The organism is Streptomyces sp. NPDC029151, from assembly GCF_055564315.1.
In genome coordinates this window covers 16,071-40,752 of sequence record NZ_JBVHWQ010000005.1, presented here as the reverse complement: position 1 = coordinate 40,752, position 24,682 = coordinate 16,071, and the positions used below count along the sequence as shown (strand labels likewise).

Below are 24,682 nucleotides of genomic sequence, written 5' to 3'. Positions count from 1 at the left end.
GGGGGCGATACACGATGCGCCGGTGTCCTCGGATGCGGCCGATGGCCGGGACCGGTGGTCGTCCTGGGTATCCACGGCTCAGGAAGGTTTTCGCCGGTTGCACCTCACTTCTCGGTGATGCGCTTCGGACGCTTCGTGCAGGTGATGTCGCGGTCTCCACTGAGCCACTGACAGGGGGCCTTGGGGTCGAAGCAGATGAGGCAGGCGGTGTTGTGGCCACCGGCGCGGATGCTTCGGAAGGGTGAAGGTGACGAAGGAGGCGGCCTGCGCCGGCGGGACCCGGAGGACAGCGCTCGGACTTGGGAGGCCGCTGCATCAGCAAGGCGGCGGCCTCGCCGAGGGTGACCTCCTCGTTCAGCAGGGCGGAGACGACCTGGGTGATCGGCATCTCGACGTCGAGGGCGCGGGCGAGGGCGAGGATGGCCTCGGCGGACTTGACGCCCTCGGTGGTCTGCCGGGTGGCGGCCGTCGCCTCCTGAATGGTCAGCCCGGTGCCGAGGTGGGTGCCGAAGGTCCGGTTGCGGGAGAGCGGAGAGGAGCAGGTGGCCACCAGGTCGCCCATGCCCGCCAGGCCGGAGAAGGTGAGCGGGTCGGCGCCCATGGCGATGCCGAGGCGGGTGGTCTCCGCCAGGCCGCGGGTGATGAGCATGGCCTGGGCGTTATGGCCCAGGCCCATACCGGAAGCGACGCCCACTGCGAGGGCGATGACGTTCTTCACCGCACCGCCCAGCTCGCAGCCGGTCACGTCGGTGGACGTGTAGGGGCGGAAGTAGCCGGTGTGGCACGCCTTCTGGAAGCGGTGGGCGGCACCCGCGTCGGCGCAGGCGATGGTGGCCGCAGCGGGCTGGCCGTCCATGATCTCGCGCGCCAGGTTCGGGCCGGACAACACCGCGACCCGGCCGACGTCCACGCCGGTCACCTCGGTGATGATCTGACTCGCCCGGAGTTGGCTGCCCTGCTCGATGCCTTTCATCAGCGACACGATCACCGTGTCGGGTCCGATGTGCGGCGCCCACGCGGCGAGGTTGGCCCGCAAGCTCTGCGCAGGGATGGACAGCACCATGAAGTCCGCGCCGTTCAGGGCGGCGGCCGGGGCGGTCGTCGCGGTGAGGTTGCTCGGCAGCTCGACGTCCGGGAAATAGCCAGGGTTGCGGTGAGTCGTGTTGATCGCGTCGGCGATCTCGTCCCGGCGTGCGTGCACGATGACACTCGTTCCGGCGTCGGCCAGGATCCTGGCCACGGCGGTGCCCCAGGAACCGGCCGAGAACACCGCAGCACGAGTGGAGCGGTGCGAGGTCACCGGAGGGTCCTCTCGTCGGGGCGGCCGGGTCGGTCATCGTATCGGCCGCAACGGGCCCCGCCGGGGAGGTTACGACGCGTCGCAGGGTCAGCACCCCGGCGCGGCGGCCGGGCAGCGCGGGCAGCACCTGCACCGTGCAGATTGCCAGATTGCCAGGACCTCGCGGCAGCGTACGGGCACGCTCTTCGGGCACAACGTCCGCGTACGCGGACGCCCGGGGAGGGTGATCTGGCGCTGATGACCGAGTACCTCACGCGCAAGTATCACGGCCGCCCGCCCCGAGAAGCCGAAGCCCGGGGTGCGTGGGACTACCACCACGGCAGGCGGGCGATAAACGGGGGCGACGATCCCACCCACGCTCCAAGCGGTCGCCGTGACGCTCAGCTCTGTCTGGGTGTACCTCTGGCAGTGCCGTGCTCGGCACTGGCGGCTTGGGACCGTGATGGTCGGGCGTTGGGGACGGGCGTGGTCACTGTCGTGGGGCGGTACACCCCAATCCGCTCCACCGTCTTGCGAACGGGACGCCGCTGTCGCCCGACCGTGGCTTGTCACCGGCGAGTGGCTGCGGCGGGACGGCATCCAGCAGCAGTACCAGGCACCACCGCCGGCCTACGTCTTGTCTCCCACAAGCAGTCACGACGGAGCCAGAGTTGACATCGGGGACAGCGGGGCCGAGAAGTCTGAAAGATTTTGCGTCATCTTGCGCAAGGCCGAGGCTGTCTTCCGAGAGGCTTGGTCACCCCCCCGAGGTGGCCTGCGGGTGAAGCCCGTACGCCCCTTGGGCGATGGCTTCCTCGCCGACCAGCTTGATCAACCCCCCGCCCCGAGTGTCAATAGTTCGTTCAGAACTTTAAGGAAGTCGCGAGGTGGGTCGGGTGTCACGACCGAATAGCGTGCATGGTGTGAACCCTTTCAGCGCCTGAGGTCACCTTTCGACTTCAACTTGTGTTGGGATGTGCGCGGTCGGCGGACGTGATCCGCCGTCACGGTCCATCGAAGGGATGCCATGCTCTCGATACGTCACCGCGCGCCCGCCGCCCTGCGGCCGCTGCTCGCGCTCGCCGTGCTTCTCGTCGTACTGTTCGCCGGCACGGCCCCCCACGCCCGGGCGGCCACGGCGCAGGACACCTCAGTCACGTTCCGCGTGCAGGCCACCACGGCGGGGGAGACCCTCCTCGTCACCGGCAATGTTCCGCAGCTGGGATCATGGGACCCGGCCAAGGCCGTCCCCCTGGGCACCACCGCGAGCTCCTATCCGAACTGGTCGGCCGGCGTACAACTGCCCGTCGGCGCCACCGTGCAGTACAAGTACCTCAAGCGCTCCCCGAGCGGCACAGTGACCTGGGAGAGCAACCCCAACCGCGCTCTGACCGTCTCCCCGGACGCGCCGGACAACTACGACAGTTGGAATGTCAGCCCCGTCTCGGCCACGTTCCGCGCCACGGCCGGCACCAGCTGGGGCCAGAACCTCTACGTCACCGGCAACCTGCCTGACCTCGGCAGCTGGGACCCGGCCAAGGCCGTCCCCCTCACCACCGGCTCCGCCACGTACCCGCTGTGGACCGGCGCCCACCAGCTGCCGCCCAACACCACCGTGCAGTACAAGTACCTCAAGAAGAACCCCGACGGCACCGTCACCTGGGAGAACGGTGACAACCGCACCGTCGTCACCCCGCCTACCGGCACCCTGACAGTGAACGACACCTGGCGCTGACGCCCAGCGCCGGGGCCGAGGGATATGTGATGGATACCCCTCGGCCCCGGCACCCTGAGTGTCGCCGATGGCGCCCGTCGTTGGGGGCTGATCTGGCGGCGGGTGGACACGCAACACAAACGCATGGCATCCGTGATGTCCCGCGGTGACCTCTCCCGTCCGTACACGGCGCACCGGTTGCGCATGGCGGAGCTCACCTGTGCAACGGGCGGTCGCTCTGTCCGTGCTCGCAGATGGCATCCACCTGGCTTCTGGCTATCGGTGACTGGCCACCCTGCTGTGCGGCCCGAGCCTGCTTGCCCTCGCCAAGGTCTTCATCTCGGGCCGCAGCGATCCGGACGACATGAAACTCCTGTCCGGCGCTGCATGCGCGTCGGCGGATGCAGCCGTACAGGCAGGCACCCCACAGCGTCCTGTGGACTGATGGGTCGCACGGAGCGGACGGAGGGTCGGTCAACGTCCCCCGCCGCTGCCGAGGGTTCCGGAAACACCTGCCGTGCCCCTGTGCGCGCTCCCACCGTGGCCGTAGGTCCGGTAACGAAGAGACAGGCTCGGACGTCCTTGCGGAGCGCTGGGAGGAGCTGGAGGGGCCTCCGCTGCTCCGGGTGGAGCTGCCCGCCGAGGACGGCGGCCATCGACGGCGAAGTTCCCGAACGCGTCCAGTCTCAACGTGCCGTTCACCGCGGCGCACGCGAAGGATGCGATGGACTGGGCAAAAGGCGACTGGCCGGGTGGCGCATGAGGGACTGGGGCGCCTGGCCCCCCAGAACGGCCGACCCGTCGGCGTCAAGCGCCGGCTGTCCCGCGCAGCGGTGTGTCGGGACGCGAGGTGCGGGGCGCTACCGGCGGCGGGCCGTCACGACCCCGCCCGCGCATCCGCACGACGACCTGACCGCCCTGCAACCGTGATCCTTGGTGGCTGTCAGCGCGGAGACTCGGACAGCCATCTGCTGCGCCCGGTCGAGGCCGAGGCCGGCGAGCCGCTGAAGTTGGTCAGCCCTGTCGCTTCCCCTGTCAGAGGCTGACGACGACGAGAGCGGTGTCGTCGGTGACGCCTTCGGCGGGGATGAGGTCGTTCATCACGGCGTCGGCGAGTGCTTCGGGGCTGGTCAGGTCCCGGTGGCGGGTGAGGGCGTCGGCGAGTTGGGTGAGTCCGGTGTCGATGTCCTGGTGCCGGCGTTCGATGAGGCCGTCGGTGTAGAGAAGGAGAGTGTCGCCGTCGGTGAAGGCGGTGGTGGCTTCGGGCCGGGGGCTGGGTTCGAAGGCGGCGTCCAGTGGAGGGTCGGTGGCCTGGTCAAGGAGCTCTACGGTGCCGTCGCCGCGCAGGAGGGCCGGGGGAGGGTGGCCGGCGCTGGAGTAGGTGATGAGGTGGCGGCTGAAGTCGATGAAGGCGGTCACCGCGGTGGTGGACTCGGCGCCGGCCAACGAGTGTGCGTAGCGGCCCAGGACTTCGAGGGCCTGCGCGGGGCCGGCGGCGACTCGGGAGGTGGCGGACAGGGCGCTTCGGAGCTGGCCCATGACGCCCGCGGCCTCCAGGCCGTGGCCGACGACGTCTCCGACGGCCACGGCGATCTTGTCGCCGTCGTGGAGCCGGACGAGGTCGTACCAGTCGCCGCAGACGTTGAGGGAGCCGATCGCGGGCCGGTAGCGGACAGCGACCCGGTGATGGCCGACCGGGGCCGGGCTGGGGAGCATGGCGCGCTGGAGCGCGAGGGCGACCTCACGCTCCTGGGCGTGGGCGCGGCGCAGGCGCTCGTTGACTTCGTGTAGTTGCCGCATGCGGCTGAAGAGCTCGGCCTCGAGCCGGCGGGCGCCGTCCGGTCGACTGGTGGCGCGAAGGAGTTCGGTGACTTCCTCGACGCGGTGGATCACCAGGGCGACGTGACCGTCGGGCGCGAAGACGGGCGCGTTGACCGGGCTCCAGTAGCGCTCCTCCCACTGGCCCGGGCGCTCCGCGGATTCCACGTCGTAGCGCTGCAAGTCCATCGTGTCGATCTCGCGGTTGGCCAGCACCGCGCGCAGGGACGCTTCGAGGTTGCGGGCGCCGGAGGCTGACGGGTCGTCCGGGTTGTCGGGGAAGACGTCGAAGAGGTAGCGGCCCACCACCTGGTCGCGGCTGCGTCCGGCCTGCCACAGGAAGGCGAGGTTCGCGTCGGCGAAGACCAGATCAGGGGTCAGCAGGGCGACCGCACCAGGCAGCGCTTGGAAGACTGCCGCATAGTCGATGGCCATTGCTGAAGAATAGGGACGAAGGGCGCGGAAAAGGGCCTACCGGCGCCGCTGAGTCGCCACTCGGCTCGGGTCGGGGCCGGCCATCGGCTCCCTGTCTCGTACAGCCCCACCGGGCGGGGGGCAGCTGTGCCGGCCCGATCACGCCACCATGTCCAGGTGTCAGCGCAGCCGTGCGCCGGGTTGACCAGCGTCCCGTGTGGTGCGTTCCACCGCAGTGGTCACCCACATCCCATCGACAGCGGTGAACCCCTCGACCAGGCCGTGTGCCTCCATGGGCACACCTGTTCGGGAAGGGCGTCAAGAACCGGGGCGGGCAGAGCCAGATGGGCACTGTTCGGCTCGCCTTGGGTACTTGAGGAGCCACCAGGTCGTGGTGTCGATGCGCCCAACGTTGTCTGGGTAGTTGTTGCACCACTGGACGGCCGCCACAGCGGCTTCGGTGTCTTCGTCAAAAGTGCCGGTGATTTTCGGGGGTGCCAGGTCCCTGTAGTTGAGCTTCATCAGGTATTGGGCCTGCTTCACTTCGTCACCTCTCGCGCCGTAGGCGAGTGTGTGAGTGAGTTCAGAGGCATATGAACAATGGGGGCGTGCCGTCGTGTGGGAGGGTGAGGGGCTTGACGTGCCTGATCCGGTGTTGAGCGTCAAGGATGTGGCGGCGGCCACGAACACGGCTGCCGCGAGACCGGTGACGAGCCCGTACACGACACCGAGCCGAGCCGGCCTTGGAGCAGGAGCCGGAGCGGAAGTGGGGGAAACGCCGGCGAGCACGACCGTCCAGTCGCGCTTCGGGGAGGTGCCGAGGGCAGTGTCGACCGACGCGTGCGGCGAGGTCCCCGCTTCAGGAAGCCGAACGCCGAGCATGCTGGCCACGCAGCGTCGCAGAAGCGGGTAGTCGCGCGGCCGTCGGGAAGGCTTGGAGCTCGTCGCGGTGCGGTTCAGGCCCAGGACCGCTGCGAGCATGCGCCGGGCTGTGCCTGGCACGGACATCACCGGGTCCCCTCGCCGTCGGCCGTCGGGCGGGCGGGGACACCGACCGAGGATGTCTGCAAGGACACCGTCCCGGAGTCAGGTGGCGGGGCATCCCCCGCCACAGCATCGCTGACGCCCTGCACCCGTCCCAGCTGAGTCAACAATGCCGGCGCGGAAATACCCACCAGCACCGCGGCGTACGCGCCGTCGATCTGCCCCGAGACGCCGAGTATCGCAGCCACTGCCGCACCCAGCGCCATGTGGAAGGCGGCGGCGATGATATCGGGCAACGGGTCGAAGAATTCGCCGGCCTGTGGCATGGGCCGGTCTTCCGGTGGGGCGGGCTCTGCGGTGCTCACGGCGGGCGGCCTGCCAGCTCATTGTCTGATTATAGACGTCGACCAATCCGCGTAACGAGCCTCCGAGGGCACCCAGTCCGAGCAGGGCCGCCGTGTCCACCAGTCCTCGTCTCCGTCAGTCAGCAGGCCACCCGGCGCCGTTGGGAATCCAATCCGTCGCCGCCGTGGAACCGCATCCGCCACGACCGATACAGCAAATCTAGTTGTCAGTGGCGCCCGTGTGCGCCGATCGCCGTATCTGGTAGGAGAGGGTTCGCGAGTCCGGCGAGCCCAAGGTCTCGGCATCGACGCGACATGGCGTCGATGAGCAGGCAGTCGAGCCTGTCGGCTGTCGCGCGCTGCTCTTTCAGCCAGCGCGCCCAACTGCCGCTACGGCGCGGCTGTCAGGGAGCCAACTCGGTTTAAGGTTCTGCCCTCATCCCAGGACTCGCAGGTCCGCCGTCTCAGTAGCCGTTCGCGTCACCAGCGCATTCCAGGGGCTGGGTCTGTGTGCAGAGCTCGCGGGCCCGCGGATGGAACAAGAGGTCCACCCTGGGGCGGGCTCGTGCCGTGAAGATCAACGTCCGGTCGTCGCCGGAAGTTTCACGGTGATCACGGAGACGCCCTGCTGTGCCGCTCTTGACGGAGGTCTCGAAGATCAGGGGCAACGAAGGCATCAGCCTGGCGCCCGCGTCATCACCGGGAGGTGCGGACCGTGGAGGGGCGCGTGGCCGCGGCAGCAGTTCGACCGCCTCATGGAGTATCTCGGAGCCGTCTCGGAATACCTTGGGTATGGCCGAGGCTGAGCTGATCATGGGTGAGATTCTTGTGATTGGCGCGACCGGCAATGTCGGCCGACAAGTTGTTGTCCAACTCCTGGCCACAGATGCCGCCGTGCGTGCTTTAGTGCGTGTGCCCGAGTCGGCCGAGCTACCTGAGGGGGTCAAGGTGGTGGGCGGGGACCTGACCCAGCCGGACACGCTGGAGGGAGCACTGGCCGGGAGCGACACGGTGTTCTTGATCTGGCCGTTCCTTACGACTGAGGGCGCCCCTGCCGTACTGGAGGCGATCGCGGGGCATGCCCGCCGCATCGTCTATCTCTCGTCGTCGGGTGTGAACGAAGACGCCGAACGCCAGACCGACCCGATCAACCAGCTCCACGCCGACATGGAGCGGCTGATCGAAAGGTCCGGCGTGGAGTGGACTTTCCTACGGTCGAACACCATCGCCTCCAACGCGCGAGGGTGGGCCGAGCAGATCCGCACCACGCACGTCGTTCGTGGGCCCGACATCGCCGCCACGGCGGTGATCCACGAACGCGACGTCGCGGCCGTAGCGGTACATGCGCTGACCGATGACGGACATGCGGGCATGAAATACGTTCTGACCGGCCCGCAGGTACTCAGCAGAGCCGAACAGGTACACACGATTGGGGAAGCGATAGGCCACCCTGCGCGCTTCGAGAAGGTCCCTGTGGAGGTGGCACGCCAGCAGCTGCTCGCCGAGGGCAGGCCACCCGCTCTTGTCGAGGCCCTGTTGGCCAGCGCTGATACTCGACCCGCATCGAACCTGATCACGTCCACGGTGGAAGAGATCATCGGAGCGCCGGCGCGCACGTTCCGCTCATGGGCGGAGGAGCACGCGGACAATTTCCGCTAGGTCGGACATCGAGTCGCGATCGATCTGCGGGATTCGCGCTCGCGACGGGTCCTGGATCGGTAGATCATCTTGTGTGAGGCGAGCGCAACTGACGGACAAGGAGCGGGAGGTCATTGAGCCGTACCTGCGGATCGGCAGGTACGGCCCGTACCCCGAGCGATTGCGGCAGCAGTTCAAGGTGGCGGGGTAGGCCGCTGCGGCGGATGTAGAGGTCGTAGTGGAGGTAGGCCTGCGGGAGCAGCGTGGGCAGGCCGAAGCCGTCGTCCTCGGCGTAGCGGGCGCAGTACGTCCGCATCACCAGATGCTCGGGCACGGAGTCCAGCGGCCGGTACCGGCGCCGGTACAGGCCGCAACATTGACGGTCATGACATGCAGGGGCCATGAGCGGTGACGATTCAGCAGAGGGCGGACTCGGCGGCGCCCCAGTGTTGTCCTTCCGGTGCCGACCCTTACCAAAGGGTGAGGCGGGAGAGTCTCGCCGGGGATGGGTGTACCGGTGGGGCCGCCGACGTCAGTGGGCCGGTGGCGGAGCTGGGAGGCGTCGGTGGGGGAGAGGTCGGGGCGGGCGCGGTGCAGGCGTGTGGTGTGGCGCTACGGACTGCAGGCATCGCGGGCGACGTCGGCGCCGATTTCCACCACCTGCTCCGCTTCCACCAGCGAGACGTCCAGCGTCTCTCGGCTGCCCCACCCTGCGGAGAACGACCAACCCGTCCATACGTGATCGTGCCGCGCCGGGGCGAGTAGCCCGGCGACCGTGCCGCTCGCTGTCCGGGCGAGAGCGGTGGTGCGGCCGACGTACTGAAGGCGGCCGCTGCCGTCGAACCTGCCGAGCAGCGAAGTGCGCGCAGCGGCGTGTGTGCCGATGACGGCGCCGGCAGATCGCCCCGGTGGTCTCGCGCACCTGCTGGTGAAGAGACAGTGTTCCATTCTTGCGCTATGCATGCGCGGTTGCTGGAGCGATGGGCGGCTTGCAGGGCAGCAGTGACCATATTGAGGTGCGTTAGCACCTGCGACTTGTGCAGACTCCAAGCATGGCTGCTGATACCGCCGTCTCGCTCCATGGGAGGGCTCTGCGACACGTCGCGGCTTCGTCGGCGGGGAAGCCCCTCCCTCCGGACGTGAGGGTGACGATGCACTTTCACCCTGACCGAGTTACGGAGAGCCGTCCTATCCTGGTCCAGATGGCTGACGACGGTGTTTACAGGTCACAGTTCGTCACAGGAACGAGTAACGGCGGGCTGACCGCTCATCCGGGTGGAGACCGGTGGCGCTGGGAGAGTCGTATCTTCGCTGGCGCGTATGATGACGCCGCACCTGAGCAGCGACCTGTCTACGGCGCGTTGAACTACCGCCGCGATCCGATCGGCGGTGCCCCGCGATTCGGCTCCTCGTATTTCAGGCTCACGCCTGAGGCTCTCAGGCGCGCCACCTTCTGTTACCCGGACAGTTCCGCTGAGCCGTCTGCCTTCGGCGTCGCCGATCGGTGCTCACTTCTCGAGCTTGCCGAGGCAGCGGAAATGGATCCTCTGGACGGCCATATCGAGGCACAGATCCATGGGCCGGTCAGGTTCGACAGTGATGTAGAAGCGCTGGTGCTGGACCCCAGCTATCGCGACACGGCAGTCGAACATGCGGCAGAACGTCTACCGTGCACAGTCGAATGGCATCCGGGTTTCCGGCTCAGCGTGGCTGAACTTCGTCGCCATCCGCACTATCGCGGCCAGGCGTATGTGGATCTGGGAGCCAAGATCGCTCACGGTGGCTGGCTCACTCCCAGGGATGTCGGAGACGCTGCCCGCACAGGTCGATACGCTCTCCAGGACCTCAAGAAGGTCTGGCACTGCCTGGCCCGGTTCGGGACTGTCAGCAGCAGCTGATACGCCGTTCAGCCAGCCAGCCAGCCAGCCAGCCAGCCAGCCAGCCAGCCAGCCAGCCAGCCGGCCCGGGCTCGATCACCGGTATGACGGCGGCTACAGGTCCGGGCGCGTCCCGTGCCAGCGTGCGGTGGCGCTAGCGTCCGGCACCACCGCGGGCGACGTCGACGCCGACCTCCACCACCAGCTCCGGCGCCACGAGGGTGACGTGCAGGGGCTCGCGCGATCCCCATTCCGCGCTGAACGTCCATCCCGCACACGGGTGGTCCGCGGCTGGTGTGAGAAGCGTGGCGACCGCCGGCCCGCGGCTTGGGGGAGCGTCGCACTGCGCGCGATGTACCGCAGGCGCCCCGCGGTGTCGTACCGGCCCAGCAACAGCGTGCGGGGCGTCGCCGGGGAGTCGGTGAAGGCGCCGACGATGGCGTCCTCGGTCCCCCGGGTCTGCTGGTGAAGACGCAGTATCCGAGGACTGCGCTATTCCGGTCTCCTCACTACGCGTCCAGGTCCCTGAAGGAGGCGTGGCGGCAGAGCAGTGTAGGGGACGCAGCGACGGGTGGACGTCGTCTATTGGGTTGCAGATGGGCGCCGTGGCACGGCAGTGTGCGCGCAAGCTTGACGCGCAGCGCAGGAGGCACTCTCGTGGTGGTCGATTCAGCTCGTCGTGTCGCCCTTCCGGGGGAGGCTTTTCAACAGAGGACGACGGCCTGCTCGACGACTGGCTGCTTAATCACGCGAGGAGTCCCCGACCAAGGGTGTGCTTCGTTCCAACTGCCAGTGGCGACGCGCCTGCATACATCGATCAGTTCTTGAGCGCGTTCAATCCACGCAACTGCGAGCCGTCTGTCTTGAGGTTGTTCCGGCGGGAGCTGGACGACAAGGCTTTGCGGGCGTTCCTGCTCAGTCAGGATGTCGTGTGCGTCGGTGGTGGCAATACTGCAAATCTGCTGGCGGTCTGGCGTGCGCATGGGGTCGACCGGCTGCTGCGCGACGCATGCAGCAGCGGGACGCTGCTGTGCGGAATCAGTGCTGGCGCCAACTGCTGGGCGGAGGGCTCACATACGGATTCCTTCGGGCCGCTGACGTTCCTGCAGGACGGGCTGGGCCTCCTGCCGGGCTCCGTGTGTCCGCACTACGGCAGTGAACCAGGGCGCCGAATTTCCTACCGGGAAGCTGTAGTTACTGGCACGCTGTCCGCCGGCTGGGCGATTGAGGACGGGGTGGGGGCCCTCTTCACGGACGGACGTCTTGTCGAAGCGGTCACCCGGACTCCGGAGGCGCGCCTGTACTGGGTGCAAGCTGATGAAGATCACGAGGTCATCGAGCGACCGCTGTCATGCCGGTCGCTCAATGAATGAGATGCGACCAACTCGCCGTCCGGCGCAATCGCGTCCGGCAGCCGCGAGGCGCCGGCCCCAATCATGAGAGACGCCGGAAGTATCTCGGAGCCGCGTCTGGAGCGCAGCACCACCCGGCCCGCGTCGACCGAGAACAGAGCCCGGGCCCATCCCACCTCCGCTCTCCCGCCCGGCCCGGCCGCAGCTCGGGCCCGAGCCGGGAGCGCTCAGCATGGGTTCCGGCGGCGTCCAGGTCACACCGGATCCCTTCCACCGAGCGCTCCAATGCTGTCAGAGGTGAGGGCGGCCCACGGTTCCGCTCGGGCATGTCCGATGCGACACGAAGTTCGAACAAGCAATCTAATGCGGGTATGGACGTGAACGGCTTCCCCGATGACCTGGTGTGGACGCAAGGCGCCTGGAACGCTACCTACTGTGTACTCGCCGAGCCCCGCCCCCGCGACATCGCCGCGGTGCGCCGCCGCCTGCTGCTCCTTACGGCTTCGGCGAGGACCGCCACAACATGCGCAATACCGTCGAGCGGGCGAGAAACCGCCTTCAGACGTAGTCGGTCCGAGGGTTGCTCGCGTGGTCTTCCGATTTACAGAAGGCGGCGGACTTTCCATTGCCGGTGATCGTCGGCCCGTATTCCGCGTAGCGGCGCCCGTGGAACGTGGTGCATGTGATGGCGGTACGCCAGCTCATGTCACTGAGCATTTCGTGGCATGTGATCGAAAAGCCCGAGCGGTTGCCGTTCGTTTCCGAAACCGGGGCACCGCATCGGCCGTCTCTCCCGGACGTGACTGATTCGTTCAGCCCTTTGGGAGCGCTTGGTACGGCGACCCGTCCCGGCCCGGCGGGGTGTTGGTTGGCGGCGGCCGCCGGCGTGGTCAGCAGGGCAGCACCGAGAATCAGCACCGTGAACGTCACAGCGGTGGGACAACGCATGGCGGATTTCCTCCTGTTCCCTCGTGCGACCTTGAGTTTCGGCCACGGTACGTGATCGTGTAAACACTCACGGGTGGCGCGAGGCGCATGTCCGCGGTTCACGCATCCGCGGATCCAGGTAGCCGCTTCGGTGCCCTTTGAGGAAGATCAAGTCGGCGTCGGCCTCCACTTGGGCCGGTGGCGGGGGCCGGGCGCCGGCTCGACGGCACAGGGCCCGCGCGGTGCGGTGTCGGAGTCGCTGGCCTGTTGGAGTGGTGCATCCGTAGGATCACGTCATGACTGCCGATGCCCCGCTCACCCGAGAGTCGTTTCGGCGCCTCCATCCGATCGACATGCCAAGGTAGGTGTCTCAGTTGCCGGATCGTCTCTGGACTGACGAGGGCTGGGACCGGATCCTGCGCGGATATCGAGCTCGGGACATGGATGAGAAGTGGAACGTCTTCGCCGAACACGACGTCACATCGAGCAGATGCCGCTGGACACCCGAGACGGCGGAGTCGTTCTCCCGCCCGGCGTTGGCGACCGCCATCGAATGACCCTCGTAGGCGAACGGCTGGCGGGCCGGTCCTTGGCCGCCGTCCAGCGTCAGGGGCATCGTGCGCACCTTCGCCCGCGCCGGTGAGTTCATCCGGATCGCCGTCACCGAGACCACTCGTTCCGGTTCTCCAGCCGGATGCATACCTGCGGTCTGGGCGCCCGCAGCCCGTCCTTCCCCCGCCACCCGTGCAGTGCCGCCTGCGGGCGTCGATCGCAACGGTGCCGGTCGGCACCGGTTTCGGCGGGGTATCGCCGCAGTCTGTCCTGCCCACCGGTGTCTGCTGATCGACACCTGCCCCGCCTGCGGCACATGTCCGGCGCGCCGTACCGCTCTGCGGCGCGGCTCGAAGAACACGTCAGGCGTTCTCCTGAGGTGCACCCGCGGGGTGCTGGGCATGTGGGAATACGGCAGTTGCCGGCCGGCCCCGAGAAGCCCAGGAATCCGGACGTGCGCCGCCAGCGGATGGCCGGCATCCCCGCCCAGGGTGTCCCGCAGGCGCTGGTCATCTTCCAGCGGCGCACCCTGGGCCAAGCGCGGGAGGCTGTCGGTGAAGCCGGTCGAGTGGCTCGCGGGGTCAGTGCTCTAGGTACGGCCAGCCAGTCGACCTGGCCGCCCTCTGGTGGGGTACGCGGCGAACCCTTCCAAGACGCCGGCCGTCCACATTACGTGATGGCACTTCAACCGCCGACAGATGGCGGCGGCGCGCACCTCCATGTTCACCCCAGTACAGGACACCGCTGGCGGCCATGGTGAAGCCGATTACCGCGCCCACCAAAGCACCGAAGACACCTCCCGAGGCGAAGCCCAGCACAGCTGCGGTCAGCAAACCCACCAGCGAGAAACGGATGAAGTACCTGCGAATCCTCTCGTCCACAAAATCACCGCCTTTCACAGGACCCTCTGCCCCGCCCTGCAGCGACTAACCGGCGACTCGTCACATAGGGTGAATAAAGGTCTCCCTGGCGGCACGGGAAACGGCCGGCCAGTGACCAGGTGGCTGCGCTTGGGGAAGTGGCGCAGGACGGCTGATGATCTCAGCACTGCGGAGTCTGGGCCGTCCGCCGTGGCACGGAAGGAGCAGCTGTTGGCCTCTGTCGTCGGCTGAAGGTTGTCCCGTCACCCGTGTGGCGGTTGCTGCGTTGCCTGGGCATGCGTGGGGTGATCTCAGCGGATATTCGGAAGCGGATCGAGCGTTCTCCGGGCAGTCCCAGGTGCAGTTCGCCAGGCTGGTGGCGTTGGTGCGGCGCCGTGGCGGCGATGTTCAGCGAGGCCGTCCCTGGCGGCTGCCGCTGGAGGACCGGGTGCTGCTGGTGGCCGCGTATTGGCGCACGAACCTCACATTGCGACGAGTGGCGCCGTTGTCCGGAGTCTCGTGATTCGCGGCGGACCACGCTCTCGATCGCCTTGCCCCCCTGCCGGCCATCTCGCCGGCCCGCCGACCACGCAAGGACACTGTCTATATCGTCGACGGCACCCTGGTGCCCCACCCGCGACCGCAGGATCGTCAGTTCCAGCGAGAACTACTGGTACTCGACCAACCTGTAGGCCGTTAGCGACTCCAACAGCCGCCTGGCCGTGGAGATCAGGATCCCGCTGCCTGGTAGCCGCAACGAGGGTAGGGCCTTTACGGCGTCCGATGTCGACCGGGTCTGGCGCGGCGCACCGGTCATCGCCGACGGCGGCTACCAGGGCACCGGCCTGCTCATCCCGCACCGCAGACAACGTGGCCAGACACATCTCAGCCCGCAGCGGGAGGCGGAGAGCGCCGTCCACCGCCGGGCACGCGCCGGGTCGAACACGCCCTGTCCCGACTGAACAACCGGAAGATCCTGCCCGACTGCCGACTCAAGGACATCGGCGTTTATTCACCAGGCCATGTTCGGCATCGCCCGACTTCACAATCTCGCGCTCATGGGATGACCTGGCTCTTGTTCACAGCGAAGACGTCCCGTCCATCCGGCGTCGTGACGCCGTCCGGGGAAGTGGAGACAGTCACGACTCCGTCGCCGGACGTCGCCTCGATGTCTCCCTGGACCTCGCACGCCACCGTGACCTTCACCGGGTAGACCGACTCGGGGGCCAGCTCAGCGAACCGCGCAAAGATCGAACTCTTATCGATCAAAGACCAACGTCGGCCCTCAGCGTCAACGAACTGAACTTCGACGATGCCAGGAAACGGCTCGTCAGCCACCCAACGAACCGCTTCACACCGCAGTTCAGGCACCCAGTCTCCTGTCCTAGTTCCGGACCTCAGCCGGCAGCGAACGCCAGTATGCCTGACACCCCGACCGTTGTTACGGGACAACCTCTAGACAAGTGGGCGACCGCACCGGCTGTCATCCCTGTACTCATCGCTGCGCCGCCAGCCGCCTCCGGATCACGGGCTGGCGGACCGTGTGGCGGTGTGACTTACCGTTCGCGCGGGTGACCCTACCCCCGGTTTCCGGGCGCGTTGTCCGGGCGGGCCGCTACGAAAGCCCCAAGAACGTTCCGGATCTTCGAAGGGACACCTGTTCCATGCGCTTCGCCCGTACTGCGGCCACTGTCTTCGCCGCCCTGCTCCTGCCTGTCACCGCCCGCAGTGCCGCCACGGCCTGCCGCTGCGGCCGCACCCTCGCCGTCGCGGGCGCCGGGGGAGGCGGTGGTCCTGCCCGTGCGCGATGCGCTCGGCCGGCTGCCGGTGCCGGCCGAGGACCGCACCGGTTACGAACGCGGCAAGTTCAGGCACTGGATCGACGCCGACAAAGACGGCTGCAACACCCGAGCCGGGGCCCTGAAGGAAGACGCTGTCGTCGCCCCCGCGTAGGGTCGCAACTGCCGCCTCAGCGGGGGTGATCAATATTCGCCATATGACGATCACTGCATCGCCGGACCGGCGAGCCTGGACATCGGCCACCTGGTCCCGCTCGCCGAGGCCTGGGACTCCGGCGCCTTTGCCTGGAGCGCGAAGGAACGTGAGGCCTATGCCAACGACCTCGGCGACGCGCGGGCACTGATCAGGGCGTCGGCGGCGTCGAACCGGTCGAAGGCGGACCAGGTCTCCGCCACCTGGCTCCGCCCGTCTGCCGGTTACCGCTGCCAGTGCGTCACCGACTGGATCGCCGTGTGGTGCGTTCACCGCGGTGGAACGCACCACACCCGTACCAAGCCCAGGAAGTGGTGCCGTCCTCGGCCCCGTCGGCGCCGGGCTCTGCCATTCGGAGAATTGTGATCACGGTGTGCAGGGAGCGGTTCGGTTGGGTCATATGGGGGAGTCGGCCCCTCTATGCGCGCCTCCTGCGGCCGAGGTCGGCGACCTCGCGTATGGCTTCGGCGACGGCGCGGAAGTCCTTCTTCAGGATCACGTCGTGGTTGCTGGCGACCTTCGCGCTGAGCCGGATGTGCGGATTGCGCTCGAATACCTGGTCGAGGCTTGCGCGGATGCGCTCCTGCTCGTCGCCCTTGCTTCCGAGGGAGGTCCCCGAGGCGAGGACGTACCGTACCGGGACGGTGATGTCGTCCAGTACAGGGCCCAGTTCGCGCTCGCGGGCGAGCTTGCCGAGTTCGATGTTGCAGTTCGCCATCTGGTCGGCGTTCATCCGCGGGGTCAGGCCCGTCGGGCGCAGCAGCGGCAGGAACCAGCCCATCCGCCGGAACATCTTCCGGATCCGCTGCTCCATGGCCTCGTCGAGCCAGTCGTGCGGTTGCGCGCCGTCGACCAGGACCGCGCCCAGAGTGCGGTCCGGGTTCCGAGCGGCCCAGTGCGCACCGACGAAGGCTCCGTAGGACCAGCCCACCACCAGCGCCTGGTCCACACCCCGGGCCGCCAGGACGGCGTCGACATCGCGGACGGCGGCCTCGAAGGAGTAGTCCGCCGAGCGCTTCGACTTCTTGCCGCGGGCCCGCTCGTCGTAGGTGATGTGCCGCCACCCCGTGCCCAGGTCGGCGACGACCCGCCGCCAGTACCCCTGAGTGGCGAACTGGCCGTTGAGGTAGACCACCGGGGTACCGGGGCCACCGGTGTCGGTGACGGCCAGGGCCGTGTCGTCGACCGACACCATTCCGGTCCACTGGGATTCGGTCGGGGAAGTGTTGTTCTTCGTCATGTGGTCCCCCTGGTCGCGTGAGGCGTCTTGTACGTGGACCGCAGTCCTGGGTCCTGTTTCTTCAGAGGCTGTGGGCGGTGATGTGCCCGTGGTCGGTGGTGGCGTGGATGTCGAGTTCGGCGGTGCCGTCGTTCTTGAGGGTGTTGCTGATGCTGCCGTAGCCGGTGCCGGCGTCCAGGGTGGCCGAGACGCCTGCGGCGGCGGTGACCGAGATGTTCCCCGACTTGGTGCGAAGCGTGACCGTGCCGCGCACGGCCTCGGAGATCCGGATGTCGCCCCTCTCGGTGCTGATCTCCGCGGGGCCGCTAAGCCGGCCGACCTCGACGTCGCCGTCGGTCGCGGTGAGGCGGAGGCTCGCGGCCTCGTCGATCTTGATGTGGCGGTACGCGCTGTCGAAGACGACGTCGCCGAGGCGGCCGACGCCCCGGAGCTCGCAGGCGGTGGTCTTGGCCTCGACGTGGGAGCCGGCGGGCAGCTGGACGGTGACCTCCACGGACCCGGAGGGGCCGAAGCGCTGGTTCTTGGGTTCGGGGGTGCGGATGCGCAGGACGCCGTCCGTGTATGCGACGGTGGTCTCCTCGGCGGTCTGTACGTCGCGGCTCTTGGCGGGGTCGGCGGGCCGGATCTCGACGGTGGTGTCGGCGCGGTCCGCGGCGATGAACTGGATGCGTCCTGCGGGGATGTCCAGGACGGCGGAGATCGGGGCGGGAGTGTGGAAGGCATGCATCGTGTTCTCCTGTACTCGCTCGTTCTTTCCGACATGAGAAACGCTACGTTGCTTTCTATGGTTCGACAACTAGCTCGTTGCGCTGAGTTGGCATTTAAGCAGTTCAGGCGCATGAAATCGTTGCAACAGAGCTGTTTCTAATGCAACGCCAGTCCCCGGGTCATTGCAATGAGTTGAGGGTGAACGCTATAGTGACGGCAAGACACGTTCCGTAAGGAGACCGCAATGCCGGGAGGCAGACTCACCCAGCAGGAGCGTCAGCAGATCGCGCTGGGGTTGGCCGACGGGCTCGCCTACGCGGAGATCGCCCGACGCCTCGACCGCCCGACCTCGACCATCACGCGTGAGGTGATGCGCAACGGCGGTCCCCTCTCCTATCGTGCCGACCTGGCTCACCGCGCCACCGAACAGCGCGCCCACCGCCGCAGGCAGGCCGCGCCCCGGGACGCGAGCGCACCCCCGCAGGCCCATGGACGCGACGCCGAGGGCGTCCGCGCGTACACGGAGACGTTCACCACCCTCTTCATGCAACAGGGCATGCCCAAGATGGCGTCCCGGATGCTGGCCTGCCTCTACACCATCGACGAGGGCAGCCTCACCGCGTCCGAACTCGCCCAGCGCCTTCAGGTCAGCCCGGCGTCCATCTCCAAAGCGGTGACGTTCCTGGAAAGCCTGGATCTCATCCGCAGGGAACGTGACGAACGCCGCCGCGAGCGCTACGTCGTCGACAACGAGCTCTGGTACCAAGGGATGATCACCGCCGCCCGATCCCACGCCCAGCTCGCCGAGACCGCCCGGCAGGGCGTCAGGATCCTCGGCCCCGACACCCCGGCGGCCGTCCGGTTGGAGAACATCGCGCGCTTCGTCGACTTCGTCGGCGAGAGCATGGCCCGTGCGGCGGAGCAGGCTCGCGAGATCCTCTACGCGAAACCCGAAGCGACCTCAGACAACACTGACTGAGTCTCGTTGTGCGGGCAAGGGTGGCCGGCCCGCGTGCCCTCTTACGCCGGGCGCGCGATCAGGGGTGCGGCGGAGCAGCTGAACGGGCCCTGCGCTTGTACGGTTTCCGGCGGATCCTTTGAGATCAAGAATCTATGGGAGGGGGACGGGCCCGTAGCGAAGGTCGGCGACATGGTGAAGGTCCACTATGTCGGCGTCTCGTTCTCCAGCGGCGACTCGGTCGCCAGCCCCTGCAGCACTCCGCTGCAGCCAAGCTCGACGCCGGCCGCGTGATCCCCGCCTGATTTCGTCTGCGCCCTTATGGAGGTCTGGACGGAACTGGCATGGACGCCCGGACCCGCGCGGCGCACCCTCCAGTTCCCCACTCAGCCCCACGTTCGGTAAGCGCCACCCGCGTGGGCCGACGTGACAAACGGCGCTCCCACCTGCTGCGCGTCACCGGCACCCTGGTCCAGCCGCTGGCGCCCGGCTGTCCGGTGTGCTGCTAGCCCTTCCGCCATGGGCCAGCACCCGCAGCTGCCGACCGCGGAGGATGACGGCCACCTCCCGCACTCCAAGCGAACATTTCGCGTACCTGCCGCGTGCCGAAGGAGTCCTCCGGCATAGGCGTGCGCCGACGGCACCGCCGCCATCGCCCCGCTGCCCCGAACGGGGAAACTTAGGCCCCCGGCCCCGCCGTCGCCTCCGCCACCACCGAAGCACTGCCATCAGGCCTGTGCCGAGGGCGCCCAGCACCGCGACGCCTAGGGGCGAGCCGTGCGGGCGGCGGTGTCAGGAGCCAGGTAAGGCGACGGCTGTCCGGTGATCGGTTGGTCACATAGTGTCGGGGAGCCGTAACCGTACTGCTGGTTCCGCGGTCTCCGTGTGGGTGCCGGGCCGGCGGGTAGCCGGTGAGCGTGACCGCATCCGCCATCGCCGTCCTCGACATCGACGGGACACTCATCGACTCCAACTACCACCACGCCCTCGCCTGGTATCGGGCACTGCGCTCGGTGGGCGAGATTTATCCGGTGTGGCGGCTGCACCGGCTGATCGGGATGGGCGGGGATCAGGTGGTCACCGCTGTCGGTGGCGAAGAACTGGAGCGCCGGGTGGGCGACCGGGCCAGGGAGCAGCAAGGCAGGGAGGTCGACGAGCTGCTGGAGGAGATGGCGCCGTTGCCCGGTGCTCGCGATCTCCTCGTGGCGGTCAAAGAGCGCGGTCACCGTCTGGTGCTGGCCAGCTCTGCTCAGCAGCGTCACGTGGAGGTCTTCCTGGACATGCTGGACGCCCGTGACATCGTCGACGACTGGACCACCAGCGCCGATGTGGAGTCCTCCAAGCCGGCGCCGGATCTGCTGCAGGTGGCGCTGAAGAAGTTGGGAGCCCCGCCCGACGCGTCGAGTGTGATGGTCGGCGACTCGGTGTGGGACGTTGAGGCGGCCAAGAGAGCGGGCATGCCGGCGATCGTCGTCCGTTCCGGCGGCTTCGGGGACGACGAACTGCGGAAGGCCGGCGCCATAGCCCTCTATGACACCCCCGGCGACCTCGCGAAGGCACTGGACGACACCCCACTCGCCTGAGGCCCCCACCGTTGCAGGGCCCGCCCGTTTGCGGGGCCCGACACCGGCCCCGCGGTGAGAAGCATCTACCGTCCCACCCCCAAGGGAGTACCGCACCGATGACCGCCAATGAGGCAGACCCCGCCACCGAGGCGAAGAGCACCCGTGCCGAGGCCCCCGCCGAGGCCGCGAGTGACGCACCCACCGGCAACCCCTTCCAGCCGCACCCCACCCTCCCTGAGGGGATGGGCCACCTCGACCGCCGCGCGATCGACACCGTGCGTGTGCTGGCGATGGACGCCGTACAGAAGACCGGCAACGGCCACCCGGGCACCGCGATGAGCATGGCCCCTACCGCCTACCTGCTGTTCCAGAAGTGGCTGCGCCACGACCCGGGCGATCCGAACTGGGTCGGCCGCGACCGCTTCGTGCTGTCGATGGGGCACTCGAGCCTCACCTTGTACATCCAGCTCTTCCTCTCCGGCTACGGCCTGGAGCTGGCCGACCTTCAGGCGCTGCGCACCTGGGGGTCTGCGACCCCGGGCCATCCCGAGGTCAACCACACACCGGGGGTGGAGACGACGACCGGCCCGCTCGGCCAGGGCGTCGGTAACGCCGTCGGCATGGCGATGGCCGCCCGCCGCGAGCGCGGTCTGCTGGACCCCGACGCCCCCGAGGGCGAGAGCGTCTTCGACCACACGGTTTGGGCGTTCGCCTCCGACGGCGACCTGGAGGAGGGCGTCAGCGGCGAGGCGTCATCGCTGGCGGGCACCCAGGAGCTGGGCAATCTGGTCCTGGTCTACGACGCCAACCGGATCTCGATCGAGGACGACACCGACGTCGCGTTCACCGAGGACGTCGGCAAGCGGTACGAGGCTTACGGCTGGCACGTGCAGCACGTCGACGACGGCGAGGACCTGGCCTCGGTCGACCGCGCGCTGGCCGCTGCCCGGGCCGAGACCGGCCGCCCGTCGCTGATCGTGCTGCACACGATCATCGGCTGGCCCGCGCCGAACAAGCAGAACACCGGCGCGGCCCACGGATCCGCGCTGGGCGAGGACGAGGTCCGGGCGACCAAGGAGATCCTCGGCTTCGACCCCGACAAGACGTTCGAGGTCGACCCGGAGGTGCTCGAGCACGCCCGCCGGGTCGCCGAGCGCGGCGCGCAGGCGCACGCGACGTGGCAGCAGCGCTTCGACGCGTGGCGGGCCGGCAACCCCGACGGTGCCGCGCTGCTCGAGCGGCTGTCCACCCGTCGGCTGCCGCAGGGTTGGGCGGACGACCTGCCGGTGTGGGACGCCGATCCGAAGGGCGTGGCGACCCGGAAGGCTTCCGGCGAGGTCCTCGCCGCGCTGTACCCGGTCCTGCCGGAGCTGTGGGGTGGTTCGGCCGACCTGGCGGAGAGCAACAACACCGCGGTCAAGGGGGAGGCTTCGTTCCTGCCCGAGAGCAGGCAGACCAAGATGTGGTCGGGCGGCCCGTACGGGCGCACGCTGCACTTCGGCGTCCGTGAGCACGCCATGGGCGCGATCATGAACGGCATCGCGCTGCACGGCGGGACCCGCGTGTACGGCGGCACGTTCCTCACCTTCTCCGACTACATGCGCGCTGCTGTGCGGCTGGCCGCGCTCATGCAGCTTCCAGTCACCTACGTGTGGACGCACGACTCCATCGGGCTGGGCGAGGACGGCCCCACCCACCAGCCCATCGAGCATTACGCGGCGCTGCGGGCCATCCCCGGCCTGGACTTCGTCCGCCCGGCCGACGCCAACGAGACTGCGGTGGCCTGGCGCACCATCCTCGAGCACAACGACCGCCCGGCCGGACTCGCCCTGTCCCGGCAGAACCTGCCCGTCTTCGACCGCACCCAGTTCGCGTCGGCCGAGGGCGTCGCCCGGGGCGGCTACGTGCTGGCCGAAGCCTCCAGCGGCAGTCCGGAGGTCATTCTGATGGGCACCGGAAGCGAGGTGCAGATCGCCGTCGCCGCCCGGGAGACGCTGGAGGCCGACGGCATCCCGACGAGGGTCGTGTCACTGCCGTGCTGGGAGTGGTTCGCGGCCCAGGACCGGGCCTACCGCAAGCAGGTGCTGCCGCCTGCGGTGCGCGCCCGGGTGAGCGTCGAGGCCGGCGTGTCCATGGGCTGGCGGGAGTTCGTCGGCGACGCCGGCCGCATCGTCGGCCTTGACCACTACGGCGCCAGCGCGGCCTACACCGTGCTGTACGAGCAGTTCGGGCTCACCGCGGACGCGGTCGTCGCTGCGGCCCGGGAAAGCCTTGCCGCCGCCGAGGCGCCGCCGCTAGCCCCCACCGGCCCGGACAGCGCCGGCGCCCTGCAGGCCCCCACCGGCGATCGCTGACCCGCCCGCCCCCACGGCGGGGCAGGCGCGGCGCCCAGCACCGACGGGTCGCCGCCGGTGTCGAGCGTGCGCCGCAGCCGGTCGGACCCCCGCAACAGGTCGCTGAAGCGGCGCTCCCCGGCACCCTCCATCGGTGCCGTCCGGTGCCGTCCGGTGCGGTCGGCGATCGCGGGCGTCGGGATGTTCGGCGAGGGCGCGACCCGCGGCAGCCGGGTGGCGCCGGCGTTCATGGCTGGCCGCGACGCCGTGATGGCGGTGGCGTTGTCGGACCCGTCTGCAAGCGTGGTGAGTGTGCGGCAGGGTGCCGTCGGGCGGGGCGCGGGAAGCGACATGGGGACGGAACCGGGGGACGGCTGGGAGGGCGGCGTCGACTGGGAGGGCTGGCGGGACCAGCGGGACATCAGGCGACGGCTCGACCAGGGCGCCGATCCGGAGGCGCTGCCGTGCGGGGAACGGCCCTGCACCGGGCCGTGGCGTTGGGCTCGCCCGAGGTCGTCGCAGAGCTGGCCGGGCGCGTCGCCGACGTCGACGCCCTGGAGACGGTACGACCGCGCTGTGGGAGGCGGTGGTCGGACTCCGGCCGGAGATCGCACGCGTCCTCGTCGCCGCGGGAGCCGCCGTGGCAGCCGGTGCTGGCCGGCTGGCCACCGGGGCGGCTGAGCCTGGCCGGGCCCACATCGGGCCTGTTCCCGCTGCCTGAGAGCGAACCGGGGCTCAGCGATACGGAGTCCGCAGCGGTGCGGGAAGGCCGGCGGCGCATCGCGGCCCTGGCCGACGTCGGCTGCTACGACGGCATGGGAGTGGCCTGCGTGGCCGGCATCGACGCGCAGGAGGCCGTACGGCGCCTGGCAGCGGTGCCGCCGGACGCCGGGCTGCTCGCCGAGTTGCTGGACGACGCGTACGGCGTCGACTCGGACGACAGCCTGTGCATCGTCGGGGTGACGACCGTACCGGGCGGTTGTGTCGTCACCCAGCCCTGGGGGCATGGGCCGCAGATGCCGGGCGTACAGGCCCTGCTCTCCGCCGGCACCGTCTGCTACGGCATGTACGCCAATCCCAAGAGCGGCAACCAGGGCAGCCTCGTGCGGGACGGTGTCGTCGAGGGCTGGGACCTGCACCCGGGCGGGGGCCCGTGCACCGGTACGCCTCCCGAGGAGGTCCTCACCGCGTACATCTACGGCTCCCACGCGATCGCCGAGTGCTGCGCCCACGCGGGCCTCTTCCCCGCCGACCCGCGGCCCTTCACCGGACCCCAAACCGTGGGTGCCCATCGCCCTGGGCACCCAAGCTGCCATGAGGGGCTACCGCGTCCACTACACGTTCGCCACGAAGCTGGTCAACGAGCTGGTCGAGGCCGCCGACGAGAAACAGCTGAACAAGACGATCGCCCGCTACAGCCGCGTCGATCTCCTCTGCATCGACGAACTCGGCTACATGAAACTCGACCGGCACGGCGCCGAACTCCCCTTCCAGGTCCTGACCGAACGCGAGGAGAAGAACAGCGTCGCCATCGCCATCAATGAGTCCTTCGGCGGCTGAACCAAGACCTTCACCGACCCTCGACTCTGCGCGGCCATCGTCGACTGCCTGACCTTCAACGGCACCATCATCGAGACCGGCACGGACTCCTACCGGCTCGTCAGCACCCGAGCACGAATCGAACAACCCGTGTTATCACCGCACGAGACGGTTCAGGAACGCTCCTCGGACTGGCCCGACTGTCTCCGACGACGAACAGATCTGCTACGTCCAGAACGTCGTGGTCGACCCAGCGCATCACCGACAAGGCGTCGGCCGGGCTCTGGTCGAGCACCTCATGCAGCGATACTCGCACTGCCGCTTCCTCCTCCTCTGCACGAACCACGAGTCGTCACCGGAAGGCAAGCGCAATCACGCGTTCTACCGGAGCCTTGGCTTCCTGTCCTACGAGGAGAAGCAGAGGGCGGGCTTCGGGCTGCCCAGGAACCGCCCTGACCTGCGTGACATGACGCCATAGGCATTCGTCCTTCCCGGCCACAGCGCGGACACGACCCCCTCGCCGACCAACCCCATCCCGGTGAGGACTGCCCGCCGTCACACGTCCCAGATGCGACCATGCCGTCACTT

At 68.6% G+C, this 24,682-nt stretch carries 19 protein-coding genes and 3 pseudogenes; 11 read left to right on the top strand and 11 right to left on the bottom strand.

The features are described from left to right. Positions 1 to 289 precede the first annotated feature (289 nt). Positions 290 to 1,300 (bottom strand): annotated as a pseudogene (locus tag ACZ4VF_RS20050) (NAD(P)H-dependent glycerol-3-phosphate dehydrogenase); the annotation flags it as partial. A gap of 1,006 nt (positions 1,301 to 2,306) precedes the next feature. Between ACZ4VF_RS20050 and ACZ4VF_RS20045 the strand changes: the two are divergent. Beyond that, on the top strand, positions 2,307 to 3,014 hold the full coding sequence (locus ACZ4VF_RS20045) for a CBM20 domain-containing protein (protein ID WP_467927431.1): 708 nt from the start codon (positions 2,307 to 2,309) through the stop codon (positions 3,012 to 3,014). A gap of 1,014 nt (positions 3,015 to 4,028) precedes the next feature. On the opposite strand, the gene ACZ4VF_RS20040 is transcribed toward ACZ4VF_RS20045, so the two are convergent. The 4 genes from ACZ4VF_RS20040 to ACZ4VF_RS20025 all read right to left on the bottom strand — a co-directional run bounded on the left by ACZ4VF_RS20040 (position 4,029) and on the right by ACZ4VF_RS20025 (position 6,574). Continuing rightward, positions 4,029 to 5,246: a PP2C family protein-serine/threonine phosphatase gene (locus ACZ4VF_RS20040; protein ID WP_467927430.1), complete on the bottom strand. Its 1,218-nt coding sequence runs from the start codon at positions 5,244 to 5,246 to the stop codon at positions 4,029 to 4,031. A gap of 159 nt (positions 5,247 to 5,405) precedes the next feature. Further along, complete coding sequence (locus ACZ4VF_RS20035) at positions 5,406 to 5,474, bottom strand: DUF6207 family protein (RefSeq protein WP_467927975.1); 69 nt, start codon at positions 5,472 to 5,474, stop codon at positions 5,406 to 5,408. A 69-nt stretch (positions 5,475 to 5,543) separates the two neighbouring features. Beyond that, positions 5,544 to 6,206 carry a peptidoglycan-binding domain-containing protein gene (locus ACZ4VF_RS20030; protein ID WP_467927428.1) on the bottom strand — a complete coding sequence of 221 codons (663 nt, stop codon included), beginning with the start codon at positions 6,204 to 6,206 and terminating at the stop codon, positions 5,544 to 5,546. A 26-nt stretch (positions 6,207 to 6,232) separates the two neighbouring features. Continuing rightward, a complete protein-coding gene (locus ACZ4VF_RS20025; RefSeq protein ID WP_467927427.1) occupies positions 6,233 to 6,574 on the bottom strand; it encodes a hypothetical protein in 342 nt (113 codons plus the stop codon). Positions 6,575 to 7,345: 771 nt separating this feature from the next. On the opposite strand from ACZ4VF_RS20025, the gene ACZ4VF_RS20020 reads away from it, so the two are divergent. After that, entirely contained in the window at positions 7,346 to 8,212 is an 867-nt protein-coding gene (locus tag ACZ4VF_RS20020; RefSeq protein ID WP_467927426.1) for an NAD(P)H-binding protein, read from the top strand. Positions 8,213 to 8,276: 64 nt separating this feature from the next. Here the strand turns inward: ACZ4VF_RS20020 and ACZ4VF_RS20015 are convergent, their stop codons facing one another. After that, positions 8,277 to 8,507 (bottom strand): hypothetical protein, encoded by a 231-nt coding sequence (locus ACZ4VF_RS20015; protein WP_467928012.1) that lies wholly within the window; start codon positions 8,505 to 8,507, stop codon positions 8,277 to 8,279. 736 nt (positions 8,508 to 9,243) lie between these two features. Here ACZ4VF_RS20015 and ACZ4VF_RS20010 point away from each other — a divergent pair. Further along, positions 9,244 to 10,089 carry a DUF3626 domain-containing protein gene (locus ACZ4VF_RS20010; RefSeq protein ID WP_467927425.1) on the top strand — a complete coding sequence of 282 codons (846 nt, stop codon included), beginning with the start codon at positions 9,244 to 9,246 and terminating at the stop codon, positions 10,087 to 10,089. A 701-nt stretch (positions 10,090 to 10,790) separates the two neighbouring features. Next, positions 10,791 to 11,441, top strand: coding sequence for a Type 1 glutamine amidotransferase-like domain-containing protein (locus ACZ4VF_RS20005; RefSeq protein ID WP_467927974.1), 651 nt, complete (start codon positions 10,791 to 10,793; stop codon positions 11,439 to 11,441). A 537-nt stretch (positions 11,442 to 11,978) separates the two neighbouring features. Here ACZ4VF_RS20005 and ACZ4VF_RS20000 read toward each other — a convergent pair. Next, positions 11,979 to 12,368, bottom strand: a complete 390-nt coding sequence (locus tag ACZ4VF_RS20000; RefSeq protein WP_467927423.1) for a hypothetical protein — start codon at positions 12,366 to 12,368, stop codon at positions 11,979 to 11,981. A 349-nt stretch (positions 12,369 to 12,717) separates the two neighbouring features. Continuing rightward, positions 12,718 to 12,963 (bottom strand): hypothetical protein, encoded by a 246-nt coding sequence (locus tag ACZ4VF_RS19995; protein ID WP_467927422.1) that lies wholly within the window; start codon positions 12,961 to 12,963, stop codon positions 12,718 to 12,720. Positions 12,964 to 14,055: 1,092 nt separating this feature from the next. On the opposite strand from ACZ4VF_RS19995, the pseudogene ACZ4VF_RS19990 reads away from it, so the two are divergent. After that, positions 14,056 to 14,826: pseudogene (locus tag ACZ4VF_RS19990) on the top strand (transposase). Here the strand turns inward: ACZ4VF_RS19990 and ACZ4VF_RS19985 are convergent. Beyond that, positions 14,816 to 15,130, bottom strand: coding sequence for a hypothetical protein (locus tag ACZ4VF_RS19985; protein ID WP_467927421.1), 315 nt, complete (start codon positions 15,128 to 15,130; stop codon positions 14,816 to 14,818). The pseudogene ACZ4VF_RS19990 and the gene ACZ4VF_RS19985 sit on opposite strands and share 11 nt — an antisense overlap. A gap of 417 nt (positions 15,131 to 15,547) precedes the next feature. Between ACZ4VF_RS19985 and ACZ4VF_RS19980 the strand changes: the two genes are divergently transcribed. Continuing rightward, on the top strand, positions 15,548 to 15,712 hold the full coding sequence (locus tag ACZ4VF_RS19980) for a hypothetical protein (RefSeq protein WP_467927419.1): 165 nt from the start codon (positions 15,548 to 15,550) through the stop codon (positions 15,710 to 15,712). Between the two features lie 457 nt (positions 15,713 to 16,169). On the opposite strand, the gene ACZ4VF_RS19975 is transcribed toward ACZ4VF_RS19980, so the two are convergent. After that, positions 16,170 to 16,991, bottom strand: coding sequence for an alpha/beta fold hydrolase (locus tag ACZ4VF_RS19975; RefSeq protein WP_467927418.1), 822 nt, complete (start codon positions 16,989 to 16,991; stop codon positions 16,170 to 16,172). Positions 16,992 to 17,052: 61 nt separating this feature from the next. Continuing rightward, on the bottom strand, positions 17,053 to 17,718 hold the full coding sequence (locus ACZ4VF_RS19970; protein ID WP_467927416.1) for a DUF4097 family beta strand repeat-containing protein: 666 nt from the start codon (positions 17,716 to 17,718) through the stop codon (positions 17,053 to 17,055). A 225-nt stretch (positions 17,719 to 17,943) separates the two neighbouring features. Here ACZ4VF_RS19970 and ACZ4VF_RS19965 point away from each other — a divergent pair, with 225 nt between their 5' ends. The 5 genes and pseudogenes from ACZ4VF_RS19965 (at position 17,944) to ACZ4VF_RS19945 (ending at position 24,572) form a co-directional block, all read left to right on the top strand. Beyond that, positions 17,944 to 18,678 (top strand): helix-turn-helix domain-containing protein, encoded by a 735-nt coding sequence (locus tag ACZ4VF_RS19965; protein ID WP_467927415.1) that lies wholly within the window; start codon positions 17,944 to 17,946, stop codon positions 18,676 to 18,678. Between the two features lie 896 nt (positions 18,679 to 19,574). Beyond that, positions 19,575 to 20,240 (top strand): HAD family hydrolase, encoded by a 666-nt coding sequence (locus ACZ4VF_RS19960; RefSeq protein WP_467927413.1) that lies wholly within the window; start codon positions 19,575 to 19,577, stop codon positions 20,238 to 20,240. Positions 20,241 to 20,338: 98 nt separating this feature from the next. Beyond that, positions 20,339 to 22,576 carry a transketolase gene (gene tkt, locus ACZ4VF_RS19955; RefSeq protein ID WP_467927412.1) on the top strand — a complete coding sequence of 746 codons (2,238 nt, stop codon included), beginning with the start codon at positions 20,339 to 20,341 and terminating at the stop codon, positions 22,574 to 22,576. A 1,263-nt stretch (positions 22,577 to 23,839) separates the two neighbouring features. Further along, positions 23,840 to 24,244 (top strand): annotated as a pseudogene (locus ACZ4VF_RS19950) (ATP-binding protein); the annotation flags it as partial. Between the two features lie 70 nt (positions 24,245 to 24,314). Beyond that, positions 24,315 to 24,572, top strand: coding sequence for a GNAT family N-acetyltransferase (locus ACZ4VF_RS19945; RefSeq protein ID WP_467927973.1), 258 nt, complete (start codon positions 24,315 to 24,317; stop codon positions 24,570 to 24,572). The last annotated feature ends 110 nt before the right edge of the window (positions 24,573 to 24,682 follow it).